Origin of the sequence: Blastopirellula marina (genome assembly GCF_002967765.1) — a bacterium.
Classification (GTDB): Bacteria; Planctomycetota; Planctomycetia; order Pirellulales; family Pirellulaceae; genus Bremerella; species Bremerella marina_A.
This window is the reverse complement of sequence record NZ_PUHY01000014.1, coordinates 12548-29443: the sequence shown is the minus strand read 5'-3', so window position 1 is coordinate 29443 and position 16896 is coordinate 12548. Positions and strand designations below refer to the sequence as shown.

The window sequence follows — 16896 nt, the reverse complement described above, 5'->3', positions numbered from 1 at the left end:
ATCGGGCGTTAGGAGTTCAATCATTGCCATACACCGAAGCCGAACTGATCCCGCTTTCCGCACTTCAGCATCTGCTGTTTTGCCCACGGCAAGCGGCACTCATTCATGTTGAGCAGCTTTGGGCAGAAAATCGACTAACCGTCGAGGGAATGCATCTTCATCGCCGTGCCCATGAGGCGACGGACGAGTTGCGAGGCGACACGCGGATTGTTCGCGGACTGGCCTTGCGTTCACTAGCACATGGACTGGTGGGGATGGCGGATATCGTGGAATTTACCCCAAACGATGAAACACGAGCTACCACACTTCGCACAACACCATTACGAGGACTCTTTCAGGCCGTAAAAGCGGAACCCGCTGCTTGGCAGGTGACACCCGTGGAGTATAAGCGGGGCAAACCCAAGAGCGACGAAAGCGATCGAGTTCAGCTCTGTGCCCAGACGCTTTGTTTAGAAGAGATGCTCATGGTAAAAATCGCCGAAGGTTCACTCTTTTATGGCAAGCGGAAACGTCGTACGCGCGTCTTATTTGATGCCGAGCTTCGCGCCACGACGGTAGCTGCGGCCGAGCGTTTTCACCAACTTTTTTCGTCCGGGGTGACTCCACCTGCGGTCTACTCAGCGAAGTGTGATAATTGCTCGTTGATATCGCTTTGCTTGCCGAAGATTGCTGGTCGTGGACTGGCGCAACAATTCCTAAATCGACAGTTTTCCTTGGCTCTTTCCATGGAAGCGCCACGTTCGGATCCGGATGACCACGAGGAGTCGGCATGAAGCAACACCTCAATACCTTGTTTGTCACGACGGAAGGTACTTACCTAGCCAAAGATGGCATGGCCGTGGCCGTTCGAATGGAAAAGAAGACTCGCCTCCGGATACCACTACACAATCTCGATGGAATTGTCTGCTTCGGCCGTGTAGGAGTCAGTCCATCGCTGATGGCCATCTGTGGTGAATCTGGCGTAACGATTTCGATGACGGATGCCCACGGGCGTTTTCGTGCCGCGATCATAGGATACTCACCCGGTAACGTCCTTCTTCGGAGGACACAGTATCGCGTTGCCGATGATCCATCAAAGTCTTGCGAAATTGCTCGAATCATGGTGGCCGCCAAATTGGCCAACTGCCGAGCCGTCTTGCTTCGAGCAGCGCGGGATTCGAGGGTTGAATCACGTAGAAGCACTCTAACTACGGCTGCTCGGCGTTTGGTTACGAATTTGGAAGCTGCCCGTGCGTGTGATTCCCTGGAGCGATTGCGAGGGATTGAAGGCGAGGGGGCAAGCACCTATTTCGAGGCCTTTTCAGCGATGGTGAATGTGCCTGAGGATGCATTCCAGTTCACAAGTCGAAGCCGGCGGCCTCCGCTCGATCCGTTGAACGCGTTGCTCTCATTTCTTTATGCACTACTGGCCCATGATGCCCGATCGGCTTGCGAAGCGGCAGGCCTCGATGCGGCCGTCGGTTTCCTTCACAGAGATCGGCCTGGGAGGCCAGGCTTAGCACTTGACCTGATGGAAGAGTTTCGTCCATTTCTAGCCGATCGACTGGCGCTTTCTTTGATTAATCGCCGACAAATATCGGCCAGCGGATTTACCACTTCGCCAACGGGCGCAGTCAACATGAACGATGCGACTCGCAAGACATTGCTCAAGGCCTATCAAGTCCGGAAGCAGAAAACGATGTTACATCCTTTCCTTCAGGAAAAGACATCGGTCGGGATAATGATCCACCTCCAGGCTCGTCTGCTGGCTCGCCACTTGCGAGGTGACGTTGATGCCTATCCGGCCTTCGTTTGGCGTTGAAAAGCTAATATGTATGTTCTAGTAACCTATGACGTGAACACAGAGACTCGCGAAGGCCGTCGCCGTCTCCGTCAAATTGCAAAAACGTGTCTCGACTATGGGCAACGAGTCCAGCAATCCGTGTTCGAACTGAAGGTCGATCCGGCACAATGGGCCGAATGTAAAGCCAAGCTCACGGGTATCATGGATACCACCAAAGACAGTCTTCGCTTCTACTACCTGGGTGCCAATTGGAAACGTCGCGTCGAGCACTGTGGAGCCAACCCTTCGCTCGACATTGATGGCCCCCTAATCGCCTAGCAGCCTGCTATTACGTCGACCTTTTGTCGGTCTTGCGAACCTATAGCGCTCGATTCCTTCCCGGGAGGTTCGCGATACGCATAACCTCTTTTCTCGTATTGGGTTAATGCGAGCCAATACGAGATGAATGAGAGACTCACCATTCTGATGCATAAGGTTCGCGAATACCCCATCGTTGCCCCTTCCCCTGTCTAGAGTTACGTTAACGGTATCGCTCCCTGCGCGGGAGCGCGGATTGAAACCGTCATAAGTTCGACGTCCTGCATTTCCGGCTGGCGATCGCTCCCTGCGCGGGAGCGCGGATTGAAACGTCGATCGCGGGCGATAGGCGAAGACGTAACCGAATCGCTCCCTGCGCGGGAGCGCGGATTGAAACATCTTTACGGCCGTTGTGATCGGGATAATCGCCATATCGCTCCCTGCGCGGGAGCGCGGATTGAAACCTTTCGCTCCTTATTGCATCGGTCGATCGCGTAATCGCTCCCTGCGCGGGAGCGCGGATTGAAACCAGATGAGGCCAGCCACGATGATGAAGATGCCGCCATCGCTCCCTGCGCGGGAGCGCGGATTGAAACATTCGGCGGCGTGATACCTAAGGCGGGCGGTAAGATCGCTCCCTGCGCGGGAGCGCGGATTGAAACACATTGGCAATCGTTTCCTCGCCGCCATCCACCGATCGCTCCCTGCGCGGGAGCGCGGATTGAAACACCTTGCCATTATGTGGCTACGTGGTGACTCTGCATCGCTCCCTGCGCGGGAGCGCGGATTGAAACGCTTTACTCGTCTGCTCCGCCGAGTGGCGGTGGAATCGCTCCCTGCGCGGGAGCGCGGATTGAAACTTATCGAGCGAGCGGTCTACGCCCCAGTGAGCCATCGCTCCCTGCGCGGGAGCGCGGATTGAAACCGTAAGGAGTTCAACGTCGATATAACGGTCTTGGCATCGCTCCCTGCGCGGGAGCGCGGATTGAAACCGTTTGACGCTCGCGATGATATGCGATCGGGTCATCGCTCCCTGCGCGGGAGCGCGGATTGAAACACCGCGAATAGAGCCCTCGATCCCGACGGCGCGAAATCGCTCCCTGCGCGGGAGCGCGGATTGAAACGTATTGCCGGCTGGGCCATAGATATCGATCGAGCATCGCTCCCTGCGCGGGAGCGCGGATTGAAACAGCTCGGCGTCTTCATTACCGACTGGCAACTTGAATCGCTCCCTGCGCGGGAGCGCGGATTGAAACTTTGAGTCTCTAGCTCCACACCTCTCCAGCAATATCGCTCCCTGCGCGGGAGCGCGGATTGAAACCTTGTTTTGTGTCCGCCAACCGTGTCCGCCAAGATATCGCTCCCTGCGCGGGAGCGCGGATTGAAACCAGTCACAAAGCGAGCTTGCCAGTCTCTGTTTGATCGCTCCCTGCGCGGGAGCGCGGATTGAAACCAGGCACAGCAGATCAAGCTCGGCAGACATAAAATCGCTCCCTGCGCGGGAGCGCGGATTGAAACTTCAGTAGGTGAAGCCATGTGTCGACGATCTCTTATCGCTCCCTGCGCGGGAGCGCGGATTGAAACACCATAGCCTTGCCCGATTACCCAGACAGTGCGAATCGCTCCCTGCGCGGGAGCGCGGATTGAAACTGAACCACTTGGCCCAGCTTGGCAAACGAGAACATCGCTCCCTGCGCGGGAGCGCGGATTGAAACATCGCGTCAACGATGAACTTCTGAACCACTTGGCATCGCTCCCTGCGCGGGAGCGCGGATTGAAACTTTGCCCACTGTCCATTTGCGTGTGCGTACAAAGATCGCTCCCTGCGCGGGAGCGCGGATTGAAACGCCTCTCTGGTCACGATGAAGGCATTCGCCAAGAATCGCTCCCTGCGCGGGAGCGCGGATTGAAACCACTGGTGGCACTGGCGGTATCGGACCGGTTGATCATCGCTCCCTGCGCGGGAGCGCGGATTGAAACCTGCTTGACGCCATGCAGAAAGCAGCTGCCGGGAAATCGCTCCCTGCGCGGGAGCGCGGATTGAAACTTTACGCGGTCATTGACTGCTAATCCGATCTCGCATCGCTCCCTGCGCGGGAGCGCGGATTGAAACATTCCGAGGCCGAGAAGGTTTTGGTTAACGCGGATCGCTCCCTGCGCGGGAGCGCGGATTGAAACAATGCTCGCAAGTCCGGTCGACGACACAAACCGCATCGCTCCCTGCGCGGGAGCGCGGATTGAAACCATCCGAGTAGTATGTCGTGTTACTCGCATCCTCAAATCGCTCCCTGCGCGGGAGCGCGGATTGAAACCTTAATTTAAAATGTTGAGTGGAACGACACTCAGGATCGCTCCCTGGTTGTCCGCGTCGATTGGAAGTCGACTCCAGGCTCGACATTGCGATGCTAAGTTATCAATTACGTCGAATTCGCTGCGATAATGTAATCAAGGCAAGGCTTAAGACATCGGAAGAGGACAGCAAGCATACCTTAATCACATTGTCCTTCCTCAAGTCGTTTTGCCGTAAAGACTTGCGATTTTCGATCTAGGCTCATCCGATTCTCTCCCAAGAGACTTTCGCCATCAAATCGCTGCAAGTTGTGCCAATGGACTCCCGGGACGTTTCATTCGATACGTTATTGAGTTGAGCGTCCGGGACAAGCCCTTCTTACGCATTTTGAAAGGCGGTACTCACAATGATCAGCGATATACTTGGCGAGCCAACTCCGGTTCACCGATTTTTTAATTGACGGTTTGGAAGGCCCTTCAAATGGTGTTCCTCAAACATCTGAAACTCTCTATTTCGCCTTTGGTTTACTTGGGCCGTTGAAAGTATCATTGTCATGCCGGCAAGTGACCATTCGCCCGTCGGTTCAAAACAGACTTGTTGATCATGGAAAACGACTCCCCGAACACCCTTTCCACGCACCCATTTCTGGATCTTGTCACGGTACGTTTTAATGTGTTCGCGCAGGGCCTGTGCGTACCCTGGCCCCCCGCAGACGAAATACAGCGTTGTCATGCGTATCCAATTGTCGCCAGATCGACAGCGGCAACGGGACCCCCGCCAAAAAACTCTGCTTTCGAAACTCGCAACACCTGCGGCTCCCGTTCACCACAGGGTTATCGTTTGCCCCTATCCCTCTGTCGTCTGCGAGCAGAAAACCAGATAGTTGCCGAACGGGTCCCAGATATTTAAGTCTGTATTCCGCCCCTGATATCGTGGATCCACGGCAACTGCCTCTGGATATTCAGCTCCCTTTGCATTCAGATAGTCACAATAGTTTTGCAATCCGAGGATTGGAATATTGACCTCAGCGATCGGCGCGGCCTCCTTCGCATGCCCATCTAGATGAAGGATCGCATCTCCGAGATGGATCTGCATATACAGTGGCGCCGTTGACGAAAATCGAGACTCCCAGTCTATCTCAAATCCTAAATACGCCAGATAGAATGCCTTCGCCTTGGCTTCATCGAACATCCGCAGTACCGGGATTGAAGATCTGACCTCGAACCCGCGCGGTGACTCGTTAAGTGATTCGCTCATGGTCGTGTGCCTGGATGGTCAGATACGCAAATGCTGTCCGGAATGACTACCTATTTAGAGTACGTTTCCACCTATCACCTGCAGGCCGGAAATGTGCTACCCAACGAGCAGGCAGTTGATTTTCGTAAGTCGAATTCTAGTCGTAGGTTGTTCATCTGTCATGTCTTTTTGTGCGTGATAGGCCCCCCCCTGCCTAACGCTCGGCGGGGCGACGCGTCCGTGCGTTTACGTCGGTTCCAAGGTTTCCCAATGAGCTTCTACGCGTTAGTGCAGAATTGATACTCTTCGATCACGTCCAGCGCGAAGACTCAACTAGGAGCGGGCCGAACAATTATTTGTCTTGCGTGCAAAGGACGAACCCCTATATGGCCTCTGATGTCAAGGGAGCGTACCGACTTTGTTCCGTTGATCCGGCTCTATTTGACTCTCGCCTCGGTTGGATCAGAACGCTTTAGGTTGGTCGATCCACGTCGAGTCAGGTACAGCTTGAACGGTTTTGGCGAGTGGACGTTCTAATCGGTAAGGATCTCGGATTGCGTGAGTGATTCTAATCTTGGTTGTACCACGTCGAATGATATATCGACGTGACGCACACAAACCCCTATCTGACGGTCGGCCCCGAACGGCGGTAAGCCGACCGAGACAGTGGCGATGGGTTAAGTCCCCGGTTCAAGGCCAGTCGCCACGCCGTGGAAACTCATCGTTTCCCTGAGCACCGTCCATTCATTCTTGGAGTTCATCCCACGCACGGGGAGCCTCAGTTCGTCATGGGCTCGGGGCAGGGGCAATCACGTCCTCTCGGATCAGCCGTCCGATTGGTTTGGTGCAGGCACCGGCAATGGTCCAATCCATCCGTGCAGGTTCTGAGCTTCAGGTGTCCAATAAATACCTGCATAGTTCGACCTGAGTTCGTCCTCATGGCTCCATTGCCGGTCCTGCGTTAGTTGGCGAAGAACTTCACCGCATCAAACGTCTCCTCGCGTTTGAGTATTTGGTAGACAGCCCGAGCGATCTTGCGTGCTAACAACGTCAGGGCTCGCCGCTTGCCGTGCTTTTTCTCCTTGCGTTTGAGAAATGCCTTGGCCTCGTCGCTGTAGCGGAGTATCATCAGCGCGGCTTCGGAGAGTGCCCATTTGAGGTGCACGTTGCCAATCTTGGATCCGCTATGACCAGTCACCTTGCCGTCGCTGGTCTCTTGGGGAGTAACCAGCCTAGCATAGGATAAGAAGTCCCCCCACACTGGGAAATCGCTCAATGCAGTGGATCTCGTACAGCAGCACCAGAGAAAGGATCTTGCCAATTCCTGGAATCGTTCGCAGAAGATCGCAGGACTGGGAATCATGCAGCTTGGCCTGTCGCAGCAAGCTGTTCTCCAGTTGCCTCAAAAGTTGATCGTAGTGACCAATCATCTGCAGGTCGGCTTCGACGCTTAGCCGGGCAATGCACTCAGCGAACCGATAGAGGATGTCACGGTTGCCGGCGTATTGCAGCATCTTGTCGAAGGGGTCGTTATTGTACTGTTGGTTGATTAACTGCACATGGGTCAACAATTCGCTACGACGACGCACGAGAAACATCTGTCTCCGGACAAGGTCACGAGTTGCTCGCATCTCTCGTGGATAAACGTAACTCAACGGAAAAGTACCGCCACGCATGAGTCGAGCAAGCTTCTCACTATCAAGCTTATCTTCCTTCTTCTTGCCTCCATGAATCGCTTTCCTATACAGAGCGTGACCAAGCACGAAGTCGATTCCTTCGTCCTGGCCCTACCAAATTCTACGGCCTATTGACCCGGCGCTAGTGTCTCTTCCAAATAGGTGAGACAAAGGCCAAAAAAGGCCGTCAGCATCTCGTTTTGTTGTTGGCCGGGTTATGTCTCTCTTAGATTGAGAGAAGCGATTAGAGAAAACGCGTCATCGCAAACCGTTGCGTGTTCATGGGATAAAAAGACGCGATTTGAGGAGCAGTTCGATTAGGGCATGAAAAAACCCTGGTTGAGCTTTATTTGCTGAACCAGGGTTTAAGTGGCGCGAGAATAACGCTCTTCGGAATAAAGGAGAGACCTTTGTTCCAGTCGAGTTTACGAAGCCTATGATAAACTTCTATGCCAAATCTGGACGGCAATTCGACGCTTGTGATGGGCACACAGAACTAAGCCTACGTTCGGTTTCACCGCCCGTTCTTCGCAAACACGTACGTCTTGTAATTCCTCAATGTGCTCAAAACGGATACTTAGCTACCTCTATTGTGGCTAATGAGCTGCATATCGATTCCGCCATCACAATTCGATTCGTGCGATCTGTCAAGGACTGGGTTTGTACGAACGATCTCGAGGGTTCGGGTCCGCCTAGAACGCTCTTTTCTTACACCATGTCGCCCTTTAGCGGAGGTAGGCTAAGAAGTTTTAAAAAGAGTTGCCAATCATCGCATTCGGTCGCACTAGCTCACAGCAAATGTGCGTATTAGAAGTACTAATAGCGTTATCGAATTCTCACACGGTACGCGATAGTTCAAACCCGTGTCATTTGCCGCACTTTGGATTCTACACTCAATTGACAAGACGATCAGTTCCGACGTTCTACAATTCATCTTTCTCGTATGTTTCCGCCCAAATAGCTGAGGTTACACAAATCGAGACTGGCTTCGAGTTGATCTTCGGCAGGTTTCCGAGAGACTAATGATTTGACGGCATAACGCGAGTGATTTGGCCGCCGGTGCCGCCAACGGCGAAGCTACCGTCGTTCGCGGAAGCGACACTATGGATCCATCCATCGATTCCGTGGCACGTTTGATCAATCTGCACGGTCGCCGGATTGATAATCCGCAACGAGCCATCGGCACAACCAGCGGCTAGTCGACTTCCATCGCGGCTCCAAGCCAAGCAAGTAGGTTCGACTGGTACCCTCGCGAACTTTACCAACCGGCCGATGATAGGCTGCCAAAGTCGAACCGTTCTGTCGACACTCGCTGAAGCAACCATAGGTTGTGGCTGCCGGCCTGGCCGTAGTGCGAGATCACAAACGGGGCCAGTATGATTATCGAGATTGCGAAGTGCTTGTGGCGACTTGTGTTCAGTTACATCCCCAGGCCACACTCTTAGTATCTGATCGACACCCGCGGTAACAAAGAAGTCTTTATCCCTCAAAGCTTCGACGGCCAACACGCCCCGCGAATGGCCAGCCCATTCCACAAGTTGTTCGGCAGTCTTCCCATTGAGTCTCCAAACAATCCACTTGCTATCAACCCCTACGGTCACAAAGCGGTTCTCGTCGATCCAGGCTGCGGAGTGAATCGAATCGTCGTGTGCGATACTTTTAGCGACGACATTGAGTGACGGCCAAGAGAAGATTTGCCATTCGCCAAATTCGCTTGCCACACCGCCAACGATCATCAGATATCTTCCATTTGGCGAGAAGATCAAATCGTGGATGCTGCCAAACTCGACATCTAACTTGGAAGTTGTTTCCAATTGGGGCCAACTATGAATTTCGATGCCTGATTGCGAACCAGCAATGACGCTCGTTTCATCGGGGGAAAAGGCCAATGCAGTGATGGGTGCTGCTGCCGCGACTGGAGTACAAGCCAGCCAAATGACAGCGACAAGTGAAATCGTGAGACTCGTTTTCGCAGTGAGAGACATCAGACTCTTTATCCCACAAGTTCCTTGAGCGGTACGCCATTATGACTGATTTTCACAGGGCGACCGTCGGATGTTTGTAGCGTTTGTTTCGGATCGATACCAAGTAGTTGATAGATCGTGGCAGATAAATCAGCTGGTGTGACAGGTCGTTCAATGGGGCTCTCGCCCATGCTGTCACTAGCACCGATGACTTGTCCACCGGGAATACCAGCTCCCGCCAAAATCACACTAAACACGCGCGGCCAATGATCGCGACCAGCCTGTGTATTCAGTTTCGGAGTACGACCGAATTCACCCATGGCCACAACCAGCGTGTCGTCGAGCAAGCCCCGCTGCTGTAGATCGGAGATAAGTGCCGAGAAAGCCAAGTCGAGAGACGGGACGAGGCCTACTGGAGTCTTAGCACCGGTGTATCCGTCCTTAAGCCGCGTGACGAGGTCGTTATGCGTATCCCATCCGCGGTTGTTGACAGTGACAAACGGAACGCCCGCCTCAACAAGCCGGCGTGCCAACAGGCAGCATTGACCGATCGATCTATCGCCATAACGTCGCCGAGTGTCTTGGTTCTCGCTCGAAAGATCGAAAGCCCGCTTTGCAGAAGGGGAAGTCATTAGTCGATAGGCCTGCTCAAAGGCAGGATCTGACGGCGGAGCATGCTCAACAGCGTGCTGTACACGATTGAGCTGTTCGAGGTAGCGTCGGCGTTGTTCGAGACGTTCGTCAACAATACCGGGAAACATTTCAAGATCACGAACGCGGAAGTCGGGCTTGGCCGGGTCGCCTCCCACTTCGAAGGGAGCGACGCTCGTCGGTAAGTATCCCGGGACGACAAACTTGCCACCACCAACGCGCATATCAGGAATCGCAACGTGCGACGGAATATCGCCTTGCTGGCGATGAAGGTGCGACACGACTGACCCAATTGCCGGGTAATTGAGCGCCGGGGTGGGTTTGAAGCCGGTTAATAAGTAGTGCGTGCCAAAATTGTGCTCGCCTAGTGGCGAAGTCATTGAACGAATGATGACTGAATGCTGCATGACTGCTGCCGTGCGTGGCATGAGTTCACTAATGTGGACGCCCGGCACCGTTGTGGCGATGGAGCCGAAAGGTCCACGGACTTCTCTATTGGCCTCCGGCTTAGGATCGAACGTTTCGAGATGACTTGGTCCACCATCGAGCCAAATCAGGATACACGACTTCGCACGTGCCGAATGCGACGCAACGGCGGAGCGGATGTAGCAACTTGCAAGTCCAAGCCCCATGGCCGCAAGTCCACCGACTTGTAGAAAGTCACGCCGTGCCAAATTGCGGGACAGCAGTTGCTTGTTAATTGTTTGTCGAGAATTCATGGCAGTTCAACAATGCCCATAGAAAGTCTTCGAGCCTTGTAGCTCTCAGTTGTTCATTTTCAGCCGAGTCAATCTGTTCGACCCAACGGGCCAGCTCGTCTTTAGTTGGCGTTCGACTAAGCGCGCGAAGATAAAGTTCCTCGATGATCTCTCCCGTCGATCTTTGCGCCATTAACAAACGATAGAGTCGTCCATTGGGATCTTGGATTTTCTTATTCAGGAGATCACCATTCATCAAGTGCAATTGTCCGGAGATGCCCCGAATACCGACTTGATCCGCTTGGCACGTTTCGCTAGGTAGACATTGCCCAAGGAATTCGAGCTTTGCCGCAGAAACGGTTCGATCAACCACATTGATCGCCCGCGTGGTGCCGGCGTAGTCATCCGCAACTCCAGTTACGTCGCTAATCGCATCAGCAAGAACCTCTGCCAGCAACGGCTTGGCAATCGCGTGAGAGTAAAAACGGTCGTCGATCGATTTACCATCGCCCGCGTGATAGTCACGCTGGTAAGCAGCGGAATTGCAAATCGTACGGATCAGTGGCCGAAGTCGATAGCCTTCTTGGACGAACTCGTCAGCCAGGTGTTCGAGAAGCCGAGTGTGGGATGGAGGATTGGTCGCACGCAAATCATCGACGGGAGAGACGAGTCCACGCCCCATCAGGCTCTCCCAGATTCGCCCTGCCATCGCCTTGGCAAAATAAGGGTTTTCACCACTGGTCAGCCAATCCGCGAAAGCCTCACGAGGATCACCCTCGTCTTTCACAAATTCCGCGCCTGGCAGCTTTGCAACAGCGGCATCACCGGTGCGAGGATGCGTGACTTCGCCCCCCGCTATCAATCGTACTACTTGCCCCCGTTCGATCCCTGCGAATACGGCCGCCAGTCCGTGATAGTCGTCTTGCGTCCAGTGGTCGAGCGGATGATTGTGGCAATTCGCACAGCGGAGCCGAACGCCCATAAGCGTTTCGCTCATGTACTCCGCCTCCTCGCGAGCAGTCGGAAAGTAGCGATGGACAGTCGCTGCACCTACTGTATGTGAATCCCCCGTTGAAAGGACTAGTTCGCGGGCGATTTGATCCCAACCGACTTCTCCTGCCAACTGAGCTCGCAGCCAATCGTACAGGGCCACGGCCGCTTTGTCATCGTTACCAGGCGTCTGTACTCGGAGTTGCGTTGCTAATCGATGCGTCCAGTACTCGATGAATTCCTGGGAGCTGAGCAACTCGTCAATGAGTCGTGCTCGCTTGTTCAGAGTATTGTCACCTTGGAATTGCTTAACAAACTCAGGAGTCGGCAAACGGCCGGTGAGATCGAGCGAGACGCGACGCAAGAATGCACTGTCACCGGAAGCTGCAGCAGGAGCGAGCCGAAGAGCCGCCAGCTTAGTGTTAATTGTGTCGTCGATCCAATTTCCTCGTGGCGACGCTGTAAGTGCCGGCATATGCATTCCAAGGGGTGAAACAATCGTAACCGCCTGCACTTGATTTGCGAAGCGGACAATCACCGTTTGTTGTCCCGGTTGTCGGACAGTAACGCGCCCGACGGCATCGACCGACACAGCATCCTCATTATGGCTGATGTAAACAGCTTCCTTCTTGACGTGGCGGACGGCACCGTCGTCAAAGTGGGCCACGACGTCAAGCTGAAACTCTACCGGCAATTGAATCGCTGCAAAACTTGTCGGTGTGACGGAGATCTTATTTAGTATTCGCAACTTGCGACGCACTGCGCCTTGCTCGATCCATCGCATGAGCCTTTGCGCGGGATCGCTGTCGTAACTGAATACCTCGCCGCCACCGTGATCTAGTGCGTGGGTTGCCTTAGCGAGCAACAAGCTGTCGGACGGCGATCTGTGATTGATCCGCCGCCCTTCGAATTCATTGACAATCGAGCGGTAGTCAAACCCAGGATCCCCACCAAACAGCGACAGGCGAAAACCAGCTTGGCCCGCAGAACTGCCGTGACAACTGGCAGCGTTGCAACCGGCCTTTGAAAGCAGGGGAACAATCTCCGTATCGAAATCAATTGCATCAGCAGCCACGGCGGTGGCGCCGCTGCAAACGAGTACAAGTACCAAGGAGACCGCAATGCGCATGGATATTCGTTACCGCCTCGTGATTAGTCGTTCGATGAATCAGATGATTCCTTGGTCGTCTCTCCGGTCGAATCGTCGACGGGTGCCCGCCGCCGTTCTAAGCCCGCTGGTTGGTCAGGTGGCGCAAACTCCTTGGCCCATTTCTGAATATACTCTTGAGCATCGGAAGTGCCGTAATCAGCCAGTCGAGGACTGGATGAGATCAATTGGGATGCTTTGTACACACGTTGTTTGAACCAGGGTGTGGTCGCAGCAAAATCCTCGACCGCTTTCGCGGCCGCCTCGACTTCTTCGGGAGTCGCCGATTTCTGAATCACTGGAGCCATGTATTGTCGATACAACACGTCGTGTTCAGCAACCGTTTGCTCCGGAGCCATATTGGGGCGAACCATTCCCCTTCGTTGCTCATCAAAGCCCATCTCTTTCAGTGATGGTGCTTCGGTGCCACCGAGGACCTTCAGAATTTCATGGCCAATCTTGGGAGCGTCGGCCTGAATACTAGGCTGAACTAAGGGAAAGTTGGCCGTCACCTTACCTTTCGAGCCCACCAGTACCGTGAGAGTCATCTTACGATTCAAACCATAAGCACCTGGACCCTCGATGCCGTCGGTCGAAATGCATGGATGCACTCCCTGGGGAAGCGCCCGGCGGGCTCGCTGCAGCAGTGCTTTGGTATCGGTCGGGTCGTCAGTCAAGAATACAAGCCGGGACTTCAGCCCTTCCTTCTCTTTGGTTGCTGCATACTCCATCAGCAAGCGCGTCAGGCCTATCGACGGGCGCGTCACTTGATGGACAAATATCAACAGCAAAGGTCCGTCGGCAGTACCATCGAGCACGGGAACTGTTTTGGACTCGTCAAACGCTCTTTGAGCGTCGAAAGCGGCGAGTTCTTCACCTACCTGAGGCCCCGAGAACAATAGCTCGCCCTGTTCCGCCGCGTTGACCACGGATGTCACCAAGAGAAGAGTCAGACACGCTAAAGTCTCACGCAAACAAGTCGTCATTGCCGAACCTTAAACCGGGATTTCCCATCTGAGCTAGACCCAAATTAAGCCTTGAACGGCTCAGGGACCAATTTCTCATCATCCTAACACCGCGCGACCTACATGTGCCTATTACTTGCTGGGATTTTTCTTGTAATTTCTTTCCGTTGCGACAGGAGCAAGACGCCACGAGATTGGGTCAAATGGCCCGGTACGCCTCGAGAACCTAAGTCAGCACGTAGCGTTCCCCGCTGACTGATGACACCCACGAAGAGTCCTTAGGTCCTGTTATAAGACCATATCAAGACACCACATTTGAGTATCGCTGAATGAATCCCCATTGTTCATCCGCAAGAGGAATCCGAACCATACCAAGACGAGTCTCCGTGCGTTGAAAAAGAGGTCCAATTCTTCAAAATTCGGCGTCCACGAATGGAACGCTAGATTACCGTTTTCCTGATGCGCCTAATCCATTACCAGGGAGCCATAAGTAGGTCGCGTCGTCTGGGAGGGATGAGAAGATAAACTAAACATCGAGTGACAATCTTTTCAGCTCCCGAGGCAATTAACACAACATTGACGAATACCTCGCTCTAATCTCCGATTTGCTACTTACACTGCCACCGTCGCACCTCTCGTTAAGCAAATCCCCCACAACGTCCAGCGAGGTTCGAGATGAAAACCGGTGACCAGGGTCGCTTTCGGATACCCATGTTCACCGTTGCTTCTGTCAGTTGTTTGCTTACCGTAACGACTCTGTCGAGCGGAAAAATAAGCGCAGCCGAACGAGTAGAAGAAGCAACGGTTGAAGTGTCGTTTCAGCATGGCGTCGACGACTACGAATCGGTCGTCGATACCGAGATTTGGGAATTGGCTCCCAAGACAATTCTCGACCAGAACCCAAACGCATCGAGTGATGAAAACAATGACGGCGGCGAAAGCCAGGTCTTGATGCGTTTCGACGACATTATTGGCGCGACTCAAGGACAAGTTCCAGAACGTGCCACAATAGTGAAGGCTCGCCTGGTCGTCAGCGCTTTCGATCAAGGCACGACGGTTAATCTTCATCGAATGCTCGTACCCTTCGAGGCTTGTTCCACATGGGACAGCATGATCAGTGGCGTGTCAGCCGATGGATACGAGGCGTCCCGTCAAAAGGATGGTTTCACCTTTGGTCGAATTTCAGCTAGTTCCTCGGGGGCCATCTTTGATGTCACCGATACTGTGCAAGCTTGGGCAAATGGGCAACCTAATCATGGCTGGTTGTTCATAAATACCGGGGGCAACGGCTGGGATTTCTATACATCGCAGTTCGACAAGGTTGCCCAGCGACCCAAGCTAGTCGTCCAATACCGTGCCAAACCTTCCGAATCGAGTGTGACAAGCAATCAAGATTCGATTGCGGGCACCAGCGAAGATTAGGCCGTTTTCACCAAAACCTCTTTCAAGCGTTCTGCAGGCAGCCAGAGTGGGCTGTTGGCAGCGCGGCGGCAATGCCCCAGTAGTATCGCACGACCTAAAGTCCAATCCAGTTCATCGACAGGAAGCGAGTTACATGACACGATACGAAAACCGTTCAAGTTGCGGCACATCTTCGTCATTTCGCCCGAATCGCCGCGATGTAATGCGTGTCGGTTGGCTCGGAGGGCTGGGACTCTCGTTGGGAGACTACTTCCAACTCCAGGCCAAAGCGGCCGAATCTGGGGAAGGTCGCCCACCTCGAGCCGAGCGAATCATCCACATCTACTTGCCAGGTGGATTCGCCCACATCGATAGCTTCGATCCAAAGCCCGACGCACCGGTAGATTACCGTGGGATTCTTGAGGCCGTTCCTACGGCCTTGCCCGGCGTGTTCTTCAGCAGTCATATGGAGCATACGGCGAAAATAGCGGACAAGATCACTGTCGTACGTAGTATGACTCATACCGAAGTGGATCATAGCCGAGGCGAACACAGTATGTTTACTGGCTATCGTCCCAGCCCCGCCCTCGTTTATCCCAGCATGGGAAGTGTGGTCGCGCACGAACTCGGACCGCGAGGAGCGATGCCTCCCTACGTCGTCGTCCCCCGGCAAGGTAGCAACTTCCTTGGCAGTGGATACCTTAGCAATGCGTACGGCCCATTTGCACTTGGGGGTGATCCTGGCCGCTCTAATTTTCGAGTGCGTGATCTCGAACTCCCGGAAGGAGTTACCGAGTCTCGCTTCGAGAATCGAAAGAACTGGAAGCAGTTGGTTGATCGGCATTTTTCTGAAATGGAAAGCGACGACAAGCTTTCAACGATGGACTCATTTTATCAACGTGCTTACGAGCTTCTTTCTTCTCGTGAATCGAAAGAGGCATTTAGTCTGAAAGGGGAAACCGATCAGACGAAAGACCTGTACGGTATGAATGCATGGGGTCCAGTTCTGCGTCCTCGAGCCGGTGCAAATTTGTTGATTGCCCGGCGTCTGGTCGAGGCTGGCGCACGTTTCGTAACGGTGACCTACGGATCGTGGGACACGCACGCTTATCACTACCGTGGCATTGAAACGCAGATGCCAGATTTCGACAAAGCATTCGCTGGCCTAATCACGGACCTTGATCAACGAGGCATGCTCGACACAACCCTCGTGTTGGTAACTAGCGAGTTTGGACGGACTCCGCGGATCAATGCCGGTGGCGGCCGTGACCACTGGCCTCGCGTCTTCAGCATCGTCATGGCAGGAGGCGGAATTAAACGCGGATCGATCTACGGATCGTCCGACGCCCTAGCCAGCGAACCGAGTGACTCGCCGCTATCGATCGAAGACTATTCGACCACGATCTATCACTTACTAGGAATCGATGCCGGTAAGAGCTTGATGTCGCCTGGCGATCGTCCACAAGCGATCGTCATGAACGGTAACGTAGTTCAAGACCTGATTGCATAGGCGAAGTATCGGGCCGTCAGACGATGCGCTTCGATCTGAACGCATGGTTGCCGGCTGTTCGTTAGTTATTCTCCAGACTTTATTAAGTCAATGACGACACTGGGAGCTCGCGTTAGAGTGGCCATACAAATTCGAGTAACGTTTCAATGCTTTAGCATAGTCTGCTTGACCCTCGCATGGCCCTTCTCTGTTTTCGCAGCGAGTCCGTCGATAGAGACCTGTGAACCGAGTGTTGGACAAATCGCCACAGAGTTTGACGTTCAAGTTACAGGCGCTGGACTTCAAAAC

Annotated in this window: 12 protein-coding genes and 1 CRISPR repeat array; of the genes, 5 read left to right on the top strand and 7 right to left on the bottom strand. The window is 53.9% G+C overall.

Annotated features, from left to right (window positions below; genetic code table 11):
• Positions 1–23: 23 nt before the first annotated feature.
• Genes cas4 through cas2 form a run of 3 tightly spaced genes read left to right on the top strand, consistent with a single transcriptional unit; the run spans position 24 to position 2101 of the window.
• Positions 24–773, top strand: a complete 750-nt coding sequence (gene cas4, locus C5Y83_RS22840; RefSeq protein ID WP_105332122.1) for a CRISPR-associated protein Cas4 — start codon at positions 24–26, stop codon at positions 771–773.
• Positions 770–1801: a type I-C CRISPR-associated endonuclease Cas1c gene (cas1c, locus tag C5Y83_RS22835; protein ID WP_105332121.1), complete on the top strand. Its 1032-nt coding sequence runs from the start codon at positions 770–772 to the stop codon at positions 1799–1801. The genes cas4 and cas1c overlap by 4 nt, the downstream gene beginning before the upstream one ends.
• 9 nt (positions 1802–1810) lie before the next feature.
• The gene (cas2, locus tag C5Y83_RS22830) at positions 1811–2101 is read left to right on the top strand and encodes a CRISPR-associated endonuclease Cas2 (protein ID WP_105332120.1); all 291 of its coding nucleotides are present in this window, start codon (positions 1811–1813) and stop codon (positions 2099–2101) included.
• Positions 2102–2311: 210 nt separating this feature from the next.
• Positions 2312–4392: a CRISPR direct-repeat array (repeat unit 32 nt; unit sequence ATCGCTCCCTGCGCGGGAGCGCGGATTGAAAC).
• Between the two features lie 824 nt (positions 4393–5216).
• Here the strand turns inward: cas2 and C5Y83_RS22820 are convergent.
• The 7 genes from C5Y83_RS22820 to C5Y83_RS22790 all read right to left on the bottom strand — a co-directional run bounded on the left by C5Y83_RS22820 (position 5217) and on the right by C5Y83_RS22790 (position 13718).
• Entirely contained in the window at positions 5217–5627 is a 411-nt protein-coding gene (locus tag C5Y83_RS22820) for a glyoxalase superfamily protein (protein WP_146117887.1), read from the bottom strand.
• 940 nt (positions 5628–6567) lie between these two features.
• Positions 6568–6867: a transposase gene (locus C5Y83_RS30020; protein ID WP_261341476.1), complete on the bottom strand. Its 300-nt coding sequence runs from the start codon at positions 6865–6867 to the stop codon at positions 6568–6570.
• Entirely contained in the window at positions 6839–7369 is a 531-nt protein-coding gene (locus C5Y83_RS30015; RefSeq protein WP_199195116.1) for a transposase, read from the bottom strand. The genes C5Y83_RS30020 and C5Y83_RS30015 overlap by 29 nt, the downstream gene beginning before the upstream one ends.
• Positions 7370–8301: 932 nt before the next feature.
• Positions 8302–9267, bottom strand: coding sequence for a WD40 repeat domain-containing protein (locus tag C5Y83_RS22805; protein WP_105332116.1), 966 nt, complete (start codon positions 9265–9267; stop codon positions 8302–8304).
• An 8-nt stretch (positions 9268–9275) separates the two neighbouring features.
• Positions 9276–10616, bottom strand: a complete 1341-nt coding sequence (locus C5Y83_RS22800; RefSeq protein ID WP_105332115.1) for a DUF1501 domain-containing protein — start codon at positions 10614–10616, stop codon at positions 9276–9278.
• The gene (locus tag C5Y83_RS22795; RefSeq protein ID WP_105332114.1) at positions 10594–12714 is read right to left on the bottom strand and encodes a DUF1549 domain-containing protein; all 2121 of its coding nucleotides are present in this window, start codon (positions 12712–12714) and stop codon (positions 10594–10596) included. Before C5Y83_RS22795 ends, C5Y83_RS22800 begins: the two co-directional genes overlap by 23 nt.
• A 23-nt stretch (positions 12715–12737) precedes the next feature.
• On the bottom strand, positions 12738–13718 hold the full coding sequence (locus C5Y83_RS22790; protein ID WP_105332113.1) for a hypothetical protein: 981 nt from the start codon (positions 13716–13718) through the stop codon (positions 12738–12740).
• 654 nt (positions 13719–14372) lie between these two features.
• On the opposite strand from C5Y83_RS22790, the gene C5Y83_RS22785 reads away from it, so the two are divergent.
• Positions 14373–15119, top strand: a complete 747-nt coding sequence (locus tag C5Y83_RS22785; protein ID WP_105332112.1) for a DNRLRE domain-containing protein — start codon at positions 14373–14375, stop codon at positions 15117–15119.
• Between the two features lie 133 nt (positions 15120–15252).
• Positions 15253–16608: a DUF1501 domain-containing protein gene (locus C5Y83_RS22780; RefSeq protein WP_199195115.1), complete on the top strand. Its 1356-nt coding sequence runs from the start codon at positions 15253–15255 to the stop codon at positions 16606–16608.
• Positions 16609–16896: the final 288 nt, after the last annotated feature.